Annotated in this window: 15 protein-coding genes, 1 tRNA gene and 2 pseudogenes; 3 read left to right on the top strand and 15 right to left on the bottom strand. The window is 57.3% G+C overall.

What is annotated here, in order from left to right; genetic code table 11:
• Positions 1–2: 2 nt before the first annotated feature.
• Positions 3–1,013: a terephthalate 1,2-dioxygenase reductase TphA1I gene (gene tphA1I, locus CTR2_RS21545; protein WP_087081138.1), complete on the top strand. Its 1,011-nt coding sequence runs from the start codon at positions 3–5 to the stop codon at positions 1,011–1,013.
• A 295-nt stretch (positions 1,014–1,308) separates the two neighbouring features.
• Positions 1,309–2,132: pseudogene (locus CTR2_RS21540) on the top strand (M4 family metallopeptidase); the annotation flags it as partial.
• Positions 2,133–2,164: 32 nt separating this feature from the next.
• On the opposite strand, the pseudogene CTR2_RS21535 reads toward CTR2_RS21540, so the two are convergent.
• From CTR2_RS21535 to CTR2_RS21475, 13 genes and pseudogenes are all read right to left on the bottom strand, one after another.
• A pseudogene (locus CTR2_RS21535) lies at positions 2,165–3,310 on the bottom strand (IS3 family transposase).
• Positions 3,311–3,561: 251 nt separating this feature from the next.
• Positions 3,562–4,146: a hypothetical protein gene (locus tag CTR2_RS21530; protein ID WP_140400979.1), complete on the bottom strand. Its 585-nt coding sequence runs from the start codon at positions 4,144–4,146 to the stop codon at positions 3,562–3,564.
• 296 nt (positions 4,147–4,442) lie between these two features.
• Positions 4,443–5,015 carry a recombinase family protein gene (locus CTR2_RS21525; RefSeq protein WP_087081144.1) on the bottom strand — a complete coding sequence of 191 codons (573 nt, stop codon included), beginning with the start codon at positions 5,013–5,015 and terminating at the stop codon, positions 4,443–4,445.
• 311 nt (positions 5,016–5,326) lie between these two features.
• Positions 5,327–6,592: a zonular occludens toxin domain-containing protein gene (locus CTR2_RS21520; protein WP_087081146.1), complete on the bottom strand. Its 1,266-nt coding sequence runs from the start codon at positions 6,590–6,592 to the stop codon at positions 5,327–5,329.
• A complete protein-coding gene (locus tag CTR2_RS21515) occupies positions 6,589–7,062 on the bottom strand; it encodes a DUF2523 family protein (RefSeq protein WP_087081148.1) in 474 nt (157 codons plus the stop codon). The genes CTR2_RS21520 and CTR2_RS21515 overlap by 4 nt, the downstream gene beginning before the upstream one ends.
• Positions 7,063–7,064: 2 nt before the next feature.
• Positions 7,065–8,417: a hypothetical protein gene (locus CTR2_RS21510; protein WP_140400980.1), complete on the bottom strand. Its 1,353-nt coding sequence runs from the start codon at positions 8,415–8,417 to the stop codon at positions 7,065–7,067.
• Positions 8,418–8,519: 102 nt separating this feature from the next.
• Positions 8,520–8,654, bottom strand: a complete 135-nt coding sequence (locus tag CTR2_RS21505; protein WP_034392467.1) for a membrane protein — start codon at positions 8,652–8,654, stop codon at positions 8,520–8,522.
• Between the two features lie 84 nt (positions 8,655–8,738).
• Positions 8,739–8,951: a hypothetical protein gene (locus CTR2_RS21500; protein ID WP_087081152.1), complete on the bottom strand. Its 213-nt coding sequence runs from the start codon at positions 8,949–8,951 to the stop codon at positions 8,739–8,741.
• Between the two features lie 197 nt (positions 8,952–9,148).
• On the bottom strand, positions 9,149–10,183 hold the full coding sequence (locus CTR2_RS21495) for a rolling circle replication-associated protein (RefSeq protein ID WP_254913228.1): 1,035 nt from the start codon (positions 10,181–10,183) through the stop codon (positions 9,149–9,151).
• A complete protein-coding gene (locus CTR2_RS21490; RefSeq protein ID WP_217896226.1) occupies positions 10,180–10,800 on the bottom strand; it encodes a hypothetical protein in 621 nt (206 codons plus the stop codon). Before CTR2_RS21490 ends, CTR2_RS21495 begins: the two co-directional genes overlap by 4 nt.
• A 168-nt stretch (positions 10,801–10,968) precedes the next feature.
• The gene (locus tag CTR2_RS21485; protein ID WP_087081154.1) at positions 10,969–11,193 is read right to left on the bottom strand and encodes a hypothetical protein; all 225 of its coding nucleotides are present in this window, start codon (positions 11,191–11,193) and stop codon (positions 10,969–10,971) included.
• A 118-nt stretch (positions 11,194–11,311) separates the two neighbouring features.
• Positions 11,312–11,503 (bottom strand): hypothetical protein, encoded by a 192-nt coding sequence (locus CTR2_RS21480; RefSeq protein WP_140400981.1) that lies wholly within the window; start codon positions 11,501–11,503, stop codon positions 11,312–11,314.
• Positions 11,504–11,514: 11 nt separating this feature from the next.
• Positions 11,515–11,823 (bottom strand): single-stranded DNA-binding protein, encoded by a 309-nt coding sequence (locus CTR2_RS21475; RefSeq protein ID WP_087081156.1) that lies wholly within the window; start codon positions 11,821–11,823, stop codon positions 11,515–11,517.
• Positions 11,824–11,904: 81 nt separating this feature from the next.
• Here CTR2_RS21475 and CTR2_RS21470 point away from each other — a divergent pair, with 81 nt between their 5' ends.
• Positions 11,905–12,213 (top strand): helix-turn-helix domain-containing protein, encoded by a 309-nt coding sequence (locus CTR2_RS21470; protein WP_087081158.1) that lies wholly within the window; start codon positions 11,905–11,907, stop codon positions 12,211–12,213.
• On the opposite strand, the gene CTR2_RS21465 is transcribed toward CTR2_RS21470, so the two are convergent.
• Both CTR2_RS21465 and CTR2_RS21460 read right to left on the bottom strand, forming a co-directional pair.
• Positions 12,199–12,288: transfer RNA gene (locus tag CTR2_RS21465), tRNA-Ser, on the bottom strand. The genes CTR2_RS21470 and CTR2_RS21465 overlap by 15 nt on opposite strands.
• A 273-nt stretch (positions 12,289–12,561) precedes the next feature.
• Positions 12,562–14,859 (bottom strand): NADP-dependent malic enzyme, encoded by a 2,298-nt coding sequence (locus tag CTR2_RS21460; protein WP_003063708.1) that lies wholly within the window; start codon positions 14,857–14,859, stop codon positions 12,562–12,564.
• Positions 14,860–14,903 lie beyond the last annotated feature (44 nt).

The raw sequence follows: 14,903 nt of genomic DNA, 5'->3' as shown, positions 1-14,903 counted from the left end.
CCATGAACCACCAGATCCATATCCACGACTCTGACATCGCGTTCACCTGCGCGCCCGGGCAATCCGTACTGGATGCAGCCCTGCAGGCAGGCATCGAGCTGCCTTATTCCTGTCGCAAAGGTAGCTGTGGCAACTGTGCGAGCGCCTTGCTCGACGGAAATATTACTTCTTTCAATGGCATGGCCGTGCGCAGCGAACTCTGCACCTCGGAGCAGGTATTGCTGTGCGGCTGCACCGCCGCCAGCGATATACGTATCCAGCCGAGCTCCTTTCGCCGCCTTGACCCGGAAGCCCGAAAACGTTTTATGGCCAAGGTGTACAGCAATACACTGGCGGCTCCCGATGTGTCACTGCTGCGCCTGCGCCTGCCTGTGGGCAAGCGCGCCAAATTTGAAGCCGGCCAATACCTGCTGATTCACCTCGATGACGGGAAAAGCCGCAGCTACTCTATGGCCAATCCACCCCATGAGAGCGATGGCATCACGCTGCATATCAGGCATGTGCCGGGTGGCCGCTTCAGTGCCATCGTCCAGCAACTAAAGTCTGGTGACACATTGGAGATCGAACTGCCATTCGGTAGCATCGCGTTGAAGCCTGACGACAGCAGACCCCTAGTTTGCGTTGCAGGAGGTACCGGATTTGCACCCATCAAGTCCGTTCTGGATGACCTGGCCAAACGCAAGGTACAGCGCGACATCACGCTGATTTGGGGTGCTCGCAACCCCTCTGGCCTGTATCTTCCTAGTGCCATCGACAAGTGGCGCAAAGCTTGGCCGCAGTTTCGCTACATTGCAGCCATCACTGACCTAAGCAATGTGCCTGCGGATGCTCACGCCGGTCGGGTGGATGACGCGCTACGCATGCACTTTGACAACTTACACGATCATGTTGTGCACTGCTGTGGCTCAGCCGCCCTCGTTCAATCCGTGCGCACAGCAGCCTCCAATATGGGGCTGCTAGCACAAGACTTTCATGCGGATGTGTTCGCTACAGATCCGACTGGCAACCATTAGAAGTAGCTATTCATTCGATATCAACACGGCGGGATTGAGGCAGGTATAAATGCATTCACGGCATTGATAACGTACTTGCTTCCTTGCAGCCTGTGTTGATATTGACCCCAATGGTCGGGCCTTTCTAGCTAGCCCGGGTTACAGGTTTTTCCGCAGCAAACCGTAGCCGCTCTCGAAGCGGCTGCTGCACTGTTCGACGACCGCTTGCGTGCTGACGACCCCCCCTCTCTTGAAATTCGTGTTGCCCTTGTCAGTGCAGATGTTCAGGATGGGCACTCTAGACAGGAGGACTCGAATGTCAGGAAGCTATTTCTTCATTCCCCTGTACCTGTTGAAAAGGCTGGTAGCCCATCCGGACTCCGAATTGAGCCGCAGCGCAGCCCAGACCCTACTGCCGGACCAGCAGATTCGCACACAGCGTGCGCAGACAAGCTCCAGATCATCGGTGCGACGGCAAGGAATAGCGGAAAGCCCAGAGCTGGAGCGTGCGATTCATGACGCCAAGAACGGTACTGCGCTGCCTGGTACTCTGGTGCGTACGGAAGGAAAGCCTGCCACCGGAGACGAGGCCGTAGACGAAGCCTATGACTACATGGGTATGACCCGGCAGATGCTTCATGACGTGTACGGTCGCAACTCCATCGATGGAGCTGGCATGCCCCTGGTGGGAAGCGTGCATTATGGACAGGACACCATGACAATGCCTTCTGGAATGGACGCCAGATGGTGTTTGGTGATGATGACGGACGGATATTCAACCGTTTCACCGTGGCGCTGGACGTGATTGCTCATGAGCTTACGCATGGCGTGATTGACCGCGAAGGTGGCCTGAGCTACCAAGGTCAGTCAGGCGCGCTCAACGAGTCACTGGCCGATGTGTTCGAGATCCTGACCAAGCAATTCCATCTACAACAAAGGGTGAGCAGTGCGGATTGGCTGATCGGCGTTGGCTTGTTTCTTCCCGATATGAACGCACGAGGACTGCGCTCCATAGCTGCGCCGGGCAGCTCTTATGACGATCCGGTACTGGGCAAAGACCCGCAGCCCGGCCATATGCGGGACTATGTAAAAACCCGGGAAGACAATGGCGGCGTGCACATCAATCCAGGTATTCCCAATCATGGGCTGCTGCCGGTTTCGTTGATACCGACCTAAGCTTCTTGAGCTTGTTCGAACAATACGGGACTGACGTAGCCGGCGTCGAATGCCGACGCGTTGGGTTGTAGAAGTGCTCGATATAGTCGAGCACGTCGGCGCGAGCCTGCTCCCTGCTGCGGTCACCTTCCTGGCCGTGCGCTCGGTCTTCATTGAGCTGAAGAAGCTCTCCATGGCCGAGTTGTCCCAGACCTCACCTGCTCTGCTCATGCTGTGGGTAATGCCCTGCTCGAGCAGCAACTGCTGGAAGTGCGCGCTGGTGTACTGACTTCCTTGGTCCGAGTGATGCAGCAGTGCCACCGGTTTTCCCTGGCGCCATACGGCCATCATTAGCGCGTCCATCACCAACTGCGAGGTCATGCTCTCTTGCATCGACCAGCCCACGATGCGACGCGAGTACAGGTCCAGCACCACTGCCACGTACAGCCAGCCTTCGGCTGTCCAGATGTAGGTGAAGTCGGCCATCCACTTCTGGTTCGGTGCATCGGCCTGGAACTGGCGGTCCAGTGCGTTGTCGGCCACCGCGCAGATCTCTCCGCGGTCCTTGGGCAAGCCTCTGCGCCAGGGACGGGCACGAAGAGCCTGCTCTCGCATGAGCCGCTCGATGCGGTGCAGGCCACAAGGTTGACCCTGCGCCAGCACACCGCGCCACACGCGTCTGGCGCCGTAGGTAGGGCGCGCTGCGCATGAAGCTCTGGTGCACCTGCGCGTCCAGCTTCTCATCCTCAAGGCTGCGTCGGCTTCTGGGATGTATGAGCCAGGCATAAAAGCCACCTCGCGAGACACCGAGCGCATCGCACATCAGATTGACCGGCCAGGCCCCTCGGTGCTTCGCCACGAAGCCGAACTTCACATCGACTCCTCGCGAAGTAGGTCGCAGCTTTTTTCAAGATGTCGCGCTCCATCTTGAGCTTGGCCACTCACTTGCGCAGCCGGGCTATCTCAGCGTCCTGGGCCATCTGCTTGCCGTTGCCCGGCAAGGCCTCCTGCAGCGCCTCATGCAACTCGCGAACCCATTTGCGCAACACGTTCTCGTGCACGTCCAGGTCCTTGGCTGCCTGGGCCACTCTCATCTCACGCTCGGTGACCAGCTTGACTGCCTCGAGCTTGAACTCTCGACTGAATGCCCTTCCTCTCTCCAGGAGCCACCTCCGGTTTCATCTTCCACCTTGACAAGGTGTCATCGAAACCGGCTGCAGCCCATCTGCCCCAAGTGTGGGCGAAGATGGGTGCTGGGACTGAACTATTCAAACTCCCTGCGAGCTATGAAAAAGCCATCAACGGCGTTCGAATCAGTTTCTACAACCCAGCGATGGCCGCGAAGGCTTCGACGTGGGGGCGCGTCTGATTTCTCCTAGTACCGTGGGACTTTGCCCGGCCTTGCGCCGGGTTTTTAGTTCGTGCAGTAGCGATTCCAAGCTCTATGAAAATCTTTGACCTCTTTCTCAAGAAAGGTCAGCTCGGCCGATCCACCTGACACGAAATGCTGAAATCCGCTAAATCCTCCAAAGGAATTCTTAGAGTTGACTTGACCGCATGTCATGGGAATGTTGTCTTTCCCTCGGAAAAAATACACCTCTCGAAATTTAGCTGAGTCTGGGTCCTTGAGCCTAGCCTTTACTGCATCTTTTCCCTTTTCGACCCATACCATTTCTTTAATTTCATTGTCTCGCGCAGCGTTCTTTGCTGCATCTTCTTGTTCTTCCTTCGCTTTTGCTGCGGCACGTTCAGCTTTGCGCTGTTCCCTTGCTGCCTGCTCTTCGGGTGTGACGTCTTGATTTGCCGCCACAATTACGAATACAACGAAGACGCCAAGCACCCAAGGCCAGATGCGGCGCTTTTTCTTCTTTTGTGGTGGTACGGTGAACTTGGGTGAAAAAACCTCGGGTGCAGGCGACGGTTCAGCGCCGCAATGTGGACATGCCTTTGCGGTAGAGCTTACTTTCCCGCCGCATTCTGAGCATTTCAAAAGAGCCATTAGTCCCCCTTGTTCTCCGTCGTTCTGCAACGTAGCTGAGATGGCAACCGGCCAGAATTGTCCCTTGTATCAGTCTATGCGACTTGGGCTTCCAACGAAGCTTTGCCCGACTTGGACGAAAAAAAACCGACACACGGTCGGTTTTGTCGCCGCATTCGGCATTCGTCAATTGGGCGCTGAAGAAATGGCAATAAATCGTCAATAGGCTTACGTTAAAAAGAAAAAGCCATTGAAAATCAATGGCTTATCTTTTTATCTGGCGGAGGCTGTACCTAAAGGACAGACTTCGACGGACTTCAAGAGCGGTAATCAGGCTTTGTCTTCTTGTAGACAAGGCGCTTCACGACCGAATCAGAAACTCCAAATCGCTGAGCCACACCCTTCAAGGTATATAGGCCAGTAGCGTAAGCATCCACAATCGCAACAGCAGTTGCAGCATCGACCGAAAGAGCACGACCACAGTGCACCCCTCGGGACATGGCCTCCTTCTGACCGGCCATGCATCGCTCCCGAATCAAAGAGCGCTCAAATTCCGCCATAGCTCCCAGAATCTGAAGCATCAATCGTCCAGTTGGCGTAGTGGTATCAATTGGCTCTGTCAGCGAACGAATTGCGGCCCCGGCCCGTTCCACTCGATCAAGAATTTTCAACAGATCCGACAGAGATCGTGCAACGCGATCGAGCTTATAAAAAACGAACTGATCTCCCGTTTTCAACGAGGCAAGACACTGCCGAAGAACAGGACGATCAAACTTTGCACCACTAGCTTTCTCTTCAAATATCGTGTGAACTCCTGCAGCATTTAACGCAGCAATCTGCACTGAAGTGTCCTGCTCCTGAGTGCTAACGCGAGCATATCCAATCAGCAATTTCTCTCTCCGTTGTTTTGATAGTTGGAATGCTATTGAGACAGGCAATTCTTGAGGCCTGAATTAGCGTTGCAGCTTCTCTTTTCATAGCGAAAATGCGCTACCAAAAAGTGAGCACAATCACTTGCTGGGGATTGAGCGCCTACGGCGGTTGTTCTCAGGACACGGAGCGAAGGCCCGATCTTTGCCAGAAGCGCGCCACGCGAACCAGGTCCATGTAACTGCGGAAGGTGCCGCTTGCAGCCAGGTCGGTGTAACTGGCAATGCCTGATCGACGGTTGACATCAGGGGCGCAGCCCCCGATACCCCCATCAGCTGGAGTTTTTGACGCCTGCGACTCGCATCCCCACGCTGGGTGAATCGCAGACTACGGCCCGCATAACGCCGTCCCAGCTCAGATGCGCGGCGCAGTGGCCTAGGTACTTAAACTGAAACCCGACCTGTTCCAGCTCTTTATTCGTGATGTGGAATATGGGCATGCCGTTCTGGCTCACCGTCAGAGTGCAGACGCGATCATGTGTCTTGCTGCTCTCCATACAGCCCGTCAGATGAATTAAACGGTTTTCGAGAGGGTCAGGCCCCATTGAGCGCCTCGACGGTGCCTCTGGAGCCTTCGAAGCCTCCTGCGAAGGCACTGACGCGGGCGCAGGCGCGATTTGTGGCTGCGCCGGCTTCATGGATGGCAGGAGCGGCTTAGGCGTGTTTGCGGTCTGCAGCGCGGCCATTTTGGGCTTGCTGTCGGCAAAGAAGATCTTGTAGAGCGTCCAGCCCAAGAACAGAGCGCCCAGGACAAAGAAAATCCGGCTCCATTTGCGCCATTTCAGATAGGCAGGGTTTACGTCCTGCACAGATGCTTCCTTGACTGTGCTGCCTTGCGTATGGCTCTTGTACAGTGGGAAATATTGGCTCAGGTACTCACGCTCTTCGCTGCTGACTTCACCGCCCTTGAGGCCCGCGAAGGTCTTGCGCACATAGTTCTGCGGACGCCCCAGAAATGCCGCTTTACGAACCCGCACATGGAATTCAGCCAGGCCGGCAATGTCTTCATCCAGCGCGCCCATACGCTGGGTCATCAGTAGCACATCAGCGCCGAAGTGACGGCTGATTTTGAACCACTGAATGATCTGCTCTGGCGTGCCCATCGGATTGCGCCTAGTGATCTTTGGAAAGCTCACATGGCATTCATCAATGACATACAGCGGGCCAATATTGTTCTTACCGCGCCATGTGCTGTAGAAGTCCCAGACGGAACCAAACAAGCGCGTGTTAGCCGGAGGCTGCTGACAAGGCAAATCGTCTTCTGTCTTGCCTGTAGCCTCACCATCAAACTCACCGACGATATAAGCCTGCTCACCTCTGTTTGCAGCCTCAGCATCCCACTTTCCAAGGACTGGCGCGCTTGATCTACGCAGCTCAATGAGTGGCACCAAATCGGGATACAGGAACTGCCACGCTTCCATAATGAGCGGCAGGTTTGTGATGACCTTGCGACCACTCTGCAGCGCTGGCAGCACGTGGTAGACCACGGCCTCATAGCTCTTGCCTGAGCCGGGAACGCCTTCAAGCAGGTTGATCATGAGCCAAGCCTTACGAACGGTATGAGCTGCATTGAGATGCGAATCAGGATACCCAGCACCACGATGCTGAACGCCGATGGAACCCCGATGACTTGCATCATTGCAATGACCTCCGGCGGAATCTGGTTCCAAACGTTCAAGAACGTGCTCTTAAGCTCTGCAAATCCGAAGCCATCAGCGACACCATCAAGCAGGCCGGCCGCCAGCTTGAACACACCTTCTAGCAACCATACGAAGGCATCCGTAATCATGTCCCAGAGGGCAGAGAACACCTCCAAGAATATTTTCCCGAGCCAATCAACGAACTTCTTGATGCTCTCAAAGATGCCCTTGATGTAGGCGACAACCTGATCGATGGCCGCAGATATCTTGGACAGTATTCCCGTGTTCGCGTCGCCTGAGCCGCTATCGCCTGCGGACCATGCAGGCATGGCGAGCAGCATCAAAATCAGCGTTATCAGTAGCTGCATTTCTAGCCTCCAAACACCAGAGCGCGGAACAGGAGCAGCGCGCCAACTTGCATGCAAACCCAGATGAAAAGCCAGATAGAGCAAGGCGGCGAGAAGTCGTGCCGGCCAAAGCTCACGAAGCCCACATCAACGCTCATTCCAAAGCTCTGACACTGGCCTTTTGCATCCTGCCAAGGCGGCACAAACGCAGCTGCAAGCGCCTCAAATTTGCCTGATGCAGCCTTGATTCCCGAGCTATTCCAAGCACTCTTAATGCCCTCTGGGTACTTGCGCTCATAGAGCTTTTTCACCTCGATATCCGGCACTTCCACAGTGGTCGAGCCGTTGCCGCTTCCATTACCGTTTCCCTCGCACTTATCACCCGTGCAATTGCCGCTGCCGTCGCCATTGCCAGACCCGGTCCCAGAGCCGCTCCCGGAGCCAGAACCAGACCCACCAGAGCCAGGATTCTTGCCACCGTTTGCAGCCGCACAGACAGTGCTCGTAGGGTTCTTGGAGCAATAGCTGTTCTGGTCTTGAGAGGTCTTGGAAGAGTCCACACTCTTGCTTCCGTCTGCATTAGTTTTGGTGGTGGTTTTGGTGGTTTCGCAGACGCCGTTTTCGCACTTGGTTTCTGTCTTCACCGTCTCTTTTGAGCCGTCTGCTTTTTCGGTGGTTTTCTCTTTGGTGTCGCCCTTTGCTGCCTCGGCAGGAACGCACTTTTTGACGCCGTTCATCTCGGCATAGCCGCCAGCGCAATCGGTATCTTTTTGGGCCGGCTGATCGGACTCAGGAGGCACATTGCAAGTGCCGCCCGTAACCTTCAATTCCTGCGCGCTCATCCACTGCCCAGCATTGTTTTTGTACTGCACGCCCATGCCGACCGCGGAGGTCGCGCACCCCTGGCTGCAGCTTTGAAAATCGGGAGCCTTCAAGCAGGAGCCGCCGGACATATCGACTTGCCCCGGCCTCTCAAACATGGCAACACTGCCCTTCAATGTGGAGCAATAGGACGAAACACCGGAGCACTGTTGAGAAGCAACACACTGCCCCGCCGTTTTGTCGAAAGTCTGACCGGAAGGACAAACCGGGCACGGGCGAACGCTGTAATCGGCATACAGCTTCACTACGTCAACAGTAGAGCCATCACCCTGCTTGCTTGGCCCCCGGCACTCAATTTGTGAGTTCACAATTCGGAAACTTGTGACACTAAGCGGAGGGTTGTATCGGGAAGCCGCTGTACTGCAAATATTCATTTCGCCATAGACCATCACGCCACCGATCTGACTGGACGCGATTTGACAAGTCTGTGCCAAGGCTGAACAACCCAGCAGAGCCAATGTCAACGAAATAAGAAACCTGAATATGCGCTTCATGGCCGCACCATCAAGCAAAAGACAAGGGCACTGATTGCCCCAATCAAGGCCGCAATGACCTTTATGAAAACAATCAGTGCCCCTGTAAGCATGGCCTACCCCTTAGGCCTTCTTCACGCCACGCTTGCCCAGATCAATGCCCTTGTAGGACATGGTGATGGCCATCACCACCACGCCAATGCCGATGACGGCGGTTGCCACAGTGCTCAGGTCGATTGCTGCAAAGATTTCGGTCATGATTTTTCCTTTACTAAGGTTGAAGTTTGAAAATCGGTGCTCAAGAAAGCGCACCCGGAGTGAGCCTGCAAAGGCCCCTACCGGCTAAGCTTTGTTGACAGCTTTGATTGCGACCGCCAAGGCATAGCCAAAGCCCCACCACGTAGCGACAGACCCAGCTCCAAACGCATAGGCTTGCGCAATGGACGCGGCATCAATCTGGGCGACTGCTTCTGCCACCAGCTCAGCCAGCGACACGAGCTGCTGTTGATCCAGAGGGCAAGGCAGTACATCAGCGGCGCAGGTGATGAATTTCACGAATGAATTTCCTTGGAGCCACACTCAGAACATTGACCTTCGATGTCATCACCATCGCCCTCCATGTCCCAATCAATGTCTTCGGCGTCAAACTCAGCCCCACAGTTGTCGCAATTCATCTAACCGTCTCCTCATGTCATCCAAAGAACCACCTCATCGAATGAGGCACCTCCCCGCAAGCGGGGGCCCCTCCTCATTCAATGAGCCGAGGCATCGGGAAGCCACTCGAACGGCCCCCCGACGTTTTCAAGCCGTCTAGGCGTTGTCCTGACGCGCACAAATCGCGTAAAACCGCCGCCCGTTGGCACGAACTCAGACCGTAAGAGTTCGCCCGTCTCAGCATTGAGATAGCCGCCTCCCGGCGCAGGTCTGAACTTGTCTTTGATCGAAGCATTGCCCTGCACATACGCAGGCCACAGAACCCAGCGACGGCAACCACGGCCAACTTCATCAAGCCCACCAACACCACTGATGCGAGCGCCATGCGGAAACTTCCCTTCTGATGTGCCTTTGCTGGCGTACTTCATGAGGTACGCAACGGGATGTGTTGCACGTACCCGGTTTGACATGCCATGTGCCCACATGGGCGCTTGAAATGCGCCCTTCTTCTTCCAGGCGCTATCTGGCTTTGGAGGGGTCAGGCCGTTGTCCAGCCACACGCACACGTGGTAATGGATGACGCCTCGCTTTTGCAGCTCAGCGACCCAGACATAGCGAACCTTTTTGCAGCCGGTGCGGCTGTAGTGCCACTTGCGCAGGCCATCGAGATAGCGGCTGATGTGCTCTGCTCTCCAATCGCGGTTTGTGCCGCGATAGGTCAGCGTGAGCATCCAAACGCGCTGATTTTTCTTGCCCAGGTTGTGCAGGGCTTTGGCCGAGATACCCACACTCTTTTGCATGCGCGTGATGCGGGCCTTTTGGTGGTCAATCTCTATGCTCTCTTGAGCCAAGAAATCAACAGCCGAAAGACCTGAATTTCCACTCTTGCAAGTTGTTGATAGTGAGACAAGCCCGCGCGCTTCGCGCGCTGCCTGCGCCTCGCCCAACAACGCGGCCATGCGTGCATGCTGGACACGCGCATTAGCCTCAGAACGGGCCACGTAGCGCGCACGAGCAGCCGCCATGCGTGGAGACACACCCTTGTATTGAACGTGCGCCCAGGGCTCAAATTTCGACTCATCGAATTTGAATGGCCCCTGAGGCAGGGCTTCGACTCTTTGAATCCAGTTCATGCGCCCGCCCATGCACGGAATGCCGCACGTTTTGCCGCAGCGGATTGCGCAGCCAGGTCGCTGTTACTGCGAGCTGGAGCCACTGTTACACCGACCTGGCTGACACTGGCGAGGCCGACGAGAAACTGCGCGAAGGCTATCGGCGTGCGTTCGCGTTCAGCAGCGGAGAGTGCAACCGTCCGGCCTCCAGCTCGGTGTAACTGAACAGGCAACTCACCGACCTGCTCGCGTGTGATTCCGACCATGTAGAGGTATGTCGGCTTAGGCGCTGGGTGACCCCACCAGCCCTGATCTACGCGAAGAGTCCAGCCACCGAATTCATCCACCAACCCAGGTACGGGCAGGCCAGCCTCAGGCCAAAGCGCAGAACCGAGCGGATGCTCGAGAACTCCACCGCAACGACGAACCTGCTCAACCGCAAAGAGAGCCAAGGCCTTTTCGTCGGGACGGGGTTTTGCCAGATGACGCAGACGACCCCAGCCACGGCAAGGAGGATGGCAAACGACCGGGTTGCTACCGGCGTAGTTGCGGGCATCGCGACGGATGTCCCACACATCTGCAGCCAGGTCGTTGTAACAAGAGTCGGAGCGCGCGAAGAGAACGGAGACCTCAGTCATGCTTTCCACCCCCAGCCGCAGACACCTGAGCAATAAGCGCCTGAAATCAGATAACCAGCTTCACGCTGGCACTCTTGACGCCAGAAAATCGTCCACGAATGAGAAGGGCCAAATCTCTTCGACACGGACTCAAGCATGTGACGGGTTTTCTCAAGAAAACGAGCCTGCTCAGACATGGCGCACCCCCACTTCGATCAGGTACACCGCATGACGACGCAAAGCGCAGTGCGCTTGGTAGCACTGCTGGTCGTAGTCGGGCGGGAGGTTTTTACGAGCTGGAGGGAAGTCCAGCTCATGGGCACGAGCGCGCAGATAGTCGAGGTATTGCGCCCCATTGCTGGGGGCAAATTTGAGCCGTTCAGGCACGGGGGCAATGCGGCCAATCTCACTCATGCAACCACCGGAAAACGAGTGATGACCCAGAGAAAGGCCACAAAGCAGAAGCCAACAAATGAGTTGCAGGCAACCATTCCAAGGCCCAGAAGCGCAAAAGCGAGATCGAGAGCGCTCATCAGAAGCCCTCACCGCCGATAGCGTGATCACCGGCCCAGTACGTGACCTCGCTGTACGTCACGCCGTCATCAATGTGCAAAGTGACCGTCACGCGGTCTGCCTTGACGCCGGGCGGCTGGTGTTCGTTCCATGCAAAAAGGAGCGCCAGAAGCGCCCCTTGAGCCATGGCCTCGCGTGCTGCGGTTTCCATGACGCGACCCTTTACTGCGCAGAGACAGCTTTAGGCTTGATCGGCACCAGCTTGGGGCTGAGAGCCAGATCGCCAGTGCGGGACACGTAGATCGATGCTGGAGCGAACGTGTATTCGCCCACGGGATAAAACAGAGCTGCGCCCTGTTCGTTCTTTTCGAGGATGACCTCGGTTTTTTCGGGGTACGGATTGGGGTTGCCATTGCGGTCAACCGTGTGAACCCAGACGGTCTGAAAGTTCAGGCTGTAGGGCTTGCCGGAGGCTTTTGCATTGCCGCTTTGGTTGCGGACGTCGGTCGACTTCACCGAGACTTGAATCATTGATCGCTCCTGTAGACTTTGCGTAACCAAATTGATCAAATTATCAAATTGGCAACTGGATGCTACAGAGGATTTATCAAAATGGCAACAAACGAAGAAATTAGTCTACTGATCGAAAAAGCGGCAGAGGCAGTAGGAAGTCAGACACGACTAGCCGACATCACCGGAATACCGAAGAGCCACATCACGCAGATGAAGCAAGGCAAGCGCCATGTGAACTGGAGAGTGAGGGGAAAGCTGCGGGCGGTACTGGGCGAAGACCCTGCACACGCGTTCACGAGCGCGATGCTCGAAGACCTCGAAGGCTCTGAGAACGAGGACGAAAAAAAAGCCGCCGAGGGCCTGAAGGCCATGCTGGCAGCTTTTCCTAACGACTGGCGGAGGCTGTGAGATTCGAACTCACGGAAGGATCACTCCTTCGGCAGTTTTCAAGACTGCTGGTTTAAACCACTCACCCAAACCTCCGGATGGCAGGATTCTACACAAGGATTGTGTGCTGTTTGGCATTGTGCGCATTTTGCTTTGTCTATGAAAACCATAGCGCATGGCGCTTGCGGTATCTCGACTGGCGTTCACTTTTCACCATGGCGTTTGCCATGATCGTTTGCTGCGTGCGTTATAGGCCGCCGTGAATGAGCGCAGGGTTCAAAGCTCAAGGCTCGGCATGGGGCAAAACAAAACGCCCCTAAGGGCGTTCTGTTGCTGCCTCGGGCGGGATGCCCGAGAGATTGCGCAGGATCAGCTGCGCAGTGCGATGGCCTGAGCTGCTGCCAGAGCGGTCATGTTGACCACGCGGCGCACGGTGGAGGAGGGGGTCAGCACGTGGGCGGAAGCCGAGCAGCCCATCAGGATGGGGCCGATGGTGGTGCCATGGCCGCCCGTGGTCTTGAGCACGTTGAACAGAATGTTCGCGGCGTCGAGGTTGGGGCAGATCAGCACGTTGGCTGCGCCGGTCAGCGAGGACTCCAGCAGGGAGTGGCTGCGCACGTTGGCGTCCAGGGCCGCATCGCCATGCATTTCGCCATCGCATTCGATGCCGGGGTTGGCGGCAGCGAACAGGTCGCGTGCAGCGCGCATCTTGCGGGCCGAGCCGCGTGTGGACGAACCGTAGTTGCTGTGCGAGAGGAAAGCAACCTTGGGTGGCAGGCCGAAGCGGGCCACTTCGTCGGCAGCCATCTTGGCGATCTCGGCCAGTTCTTCGGCGCTGGGGGCGTCGTTGATGTAGGTATCGGCCACGAACAGCGTGCCGGATTCCAGCATGACAGCGTTCACGGTTGCGAACTCGTTGGCACCCTTCTTCAGGCCCAGCACGTCTTCCAGATGGGCCAGGTGGCTGTCGAAGCGACCCACCAGGCCGCACAGCATGGCGTCGGCATCACCCAGGTGCACCATCAGGGCGGCGATCAGGGTGTTGGAGCGGCGCACGGCGGCCTTGGCGGCCTCGGGGGTGACGCCGTTGCGGCCCATCAGCTTGTGATAGGTTTCCCAGTACTGACGGAAGCGGGGATCATCTTCGGGGTTGCAGATTTCCACGTCCTTGCCCAGCTGCATGCGCAGGCCGGCCTTGGCAATGCGGGCTTCGATGACGGCAGGGCGACCGATCAGGATGGGCTTGGCCAGGCCGTCGTCCACGGCAACCTGCACGGCACGCAGCACGCGCTCGTCTTCACCTTCGGCATAGGCCACGCGTTGCAGATTGGCCTTGGCGGCTGCAAACACGGGGCGCATGAACATGCTGGTCTGGTAGACGAAGCGGGTCAGGCTTTCGCGGTAAGCGGCGATGTCCTCGATGGGGCGGGTGGCGACACCGGATTCGGCGGCAGCCTGGGCCACGGCGGGAGCGATGCGCAGGATCAGGCGCGTATCGAAGGGCGTGGGGATCAGGTAGTCGGGGCCGAAGGTCAGCTCCTTGCCCTGGTAGGCGGCGGCGACTTCGTCGCTGACGTCCTGCTTGGCCAGCGCGGCGATTTCACGCACGCAGGCCAGCTTCATGGCTTCGGTGATCTTGGTGGCGCCGCAGTCCAGCGCGCCACGGAAGATGTAGGGGAAGCACAGGACGTTGTTGACCTGGTTGGGATAGTCGGAGCGACCGGTGGCCACGATGCAGTCCGGGCGGATGGCCTTGGCCAGTTCGGGGCGGATTTCGGGCTCGGGGTTGGCCAGGGCCAGGATGATTGGCTTGTCGGCCATGGTCTTGACCATGTCGGCAGTCAGCACGCCGGGAGCGGAGCAGCCCAGGAACACGTCGGCACCGTCGACCACGTCGGCCAGGGTACGGGCTTCGGTGTTCTGTGCGTAGCGCTGCTTGGAGGCGTCCAGGCCACCGGGGCGGCCTTCATAGATCACGCCCTTGGAATCCACCATGTAGACGTTGGAGCGCTTGATGCCCAGGCCCACCATCACGTCGACGCAGGCAATGGCAGCCGCGCCGGCGCCGGAAACGGCCACCTTGACGGCGCCGATGTCCTTGCCAACCAGTTCCAGGCCATTGAGCAAAGCAGCGCTGGAGATGATGGCCGTGCCGTGCTGGTCGTCATGGAACACCGGAATGTTCATGCGCTTGGACAGCTCCTGCTCGATGTAGAAGCACTCGGGAGCCTTGATGTCTTCCAGGTTGATGCCGCCCAGGGTGGGCTCCATCGAGGCAATGATGTCGATGAGCTTGTCGGGATCGCGCTCGGCCAGTTCGATGTCGAACACGTCCACGCCGGCAAACTTCTTGAACAGGCAACCCTTGCCTTCCATCACGGGCTTGGAAGCCAGCGGGCCGATATCGCCCAGGCCCAGCACCGCAGTGCCGTTGGTGATCACGCCGACCAGGTTGCCGCGCGAGGTGTACTCGGCTGCAGTGGAGGGGTCCGCCTCGATGTCCAGGCAGGGATAGGCCACGCCTGGCGAGTAGGCCAGGGACAGGTCACGCTGGTTGGACAGGGGCTTGGTAGGGGTGACGGAAATCTTGCCTTTGACGGGGCTGCGGTGGTATTCGCGGGCCGCATCGCGCAGGGCTTGTTCGGCGGAGGACAGGTTTTGTGTCATACGAAATATTTATCAGCAAGTTGCTTCTCGGAGCTTACCGGATG

The organism is Comamonas thiooxydans (assembly GCF_002157685.2).
In the GTDB taxonomy this organism is placed as follows: domain Bacteria; phylum Pseudomonadota; class Gammaproteobacteria; order Burkholderiales; family Burkholderiaceae_C; genus Comamonas; species Comamonas testosteroni_H.
Note: the sequence above shows the minus strand (reverse complement) of the source record. Positions and strands in the feature narration are given on the sequence as shown.

Bases quoted from the DNA above. Each gene is read 5' to 3' on its own strand.
- tphA1I (WP_087081138.1), top strand. From the start codon at position 3: ATGAACCACCAGATCCATATCCACGACTCTGACATCGCGTTCACCTGC.
- CTR2_RS21530 (WP_140400979.1), bottom strand. From the start codon at position 4,146: ATGGCTCTTTTGAAATGCTCAGAATGCGGCGGGAAAGTAAGCTCTACC.
- CTR2_RS21520 (WP_087081146.1), bottom strand. From the start codon at position 6,592: ATGATCAACCTGCTTGAAGGCGTTCCCGGCTCAGGCAAGAGCTATGAG.
- CTR2_RS21515 (WP_087081148.1), bottom strand. From the start codon at position 7,062: ATGCAGCTACTGATAACGCTGATTTTGATGCTGCTCGCCATGCCTGCA.
- CTR2_RS21510 (WP_140400980.1), bottom strand. From the start codon at position 8,417: ATGAAGCGCATATTCAGGTTTCTTATTTCGTTGACATTGGCTCTGCTG.
- CTR2_RS21505 (WP_034392467.1), bottom strand. From the start codon at position 8,654: ATGACCGAAATCTTTGCAGCAATCGACCTGAGCACTGTGGCAACCGCC.
- CTR2_RS21495 (WP_254913228.1), bottom strand. From the start codon at position 10,183: ATGAACTGGATTCAAAGAGTCGAAGCCCTGCCTCAGGGGCCATTCAAA.
- CTR2_RS21490 (WP_217896226.1), bottom strand. From the start codon at position 10,800: ATGACTGAGGTCTCCGTTCTCTTCGCGCGCTCCGACTCTTGTTACAAC.
- CTR2_RS21485 (WP_087081154.1), bottom strand. From the start codon at position 11,193: ATGAGTGAGATTGGCCGCATTGCCCCCGTGCCTGAACGGCTCAAATTT.
- CTR2_RS21480 (WP_140400981.1), bottom strand. From the start codon at position 11,503: ATGGAAACCGCAGCACGCGAGGCCATGGCTCAAGGGGCGCTTCTGGCG.
- CTR2_RS21475 (WP_087081156.1), bottom strand. From the start codon at position 11,823: ATGATTCAAGTCTCGGTGAAGTCGACCGACGTCCGCAACCAAAGCGGC.
- CTR2_RS21470 (WP_087081158.1), top strand. From the start codon at position 11,905: ATGGCAACAAACGAAGAAATTAGTCTACTGATCGAAAAAGCGGCAGAG.
- CTR2_RS21460 (WP_003063708.1), bottom strand. From the start codon at position 14,859: ATGACACAAAACCTGTCCTCCGCCGAACAAGCCCTGCGCGATGCGGCC.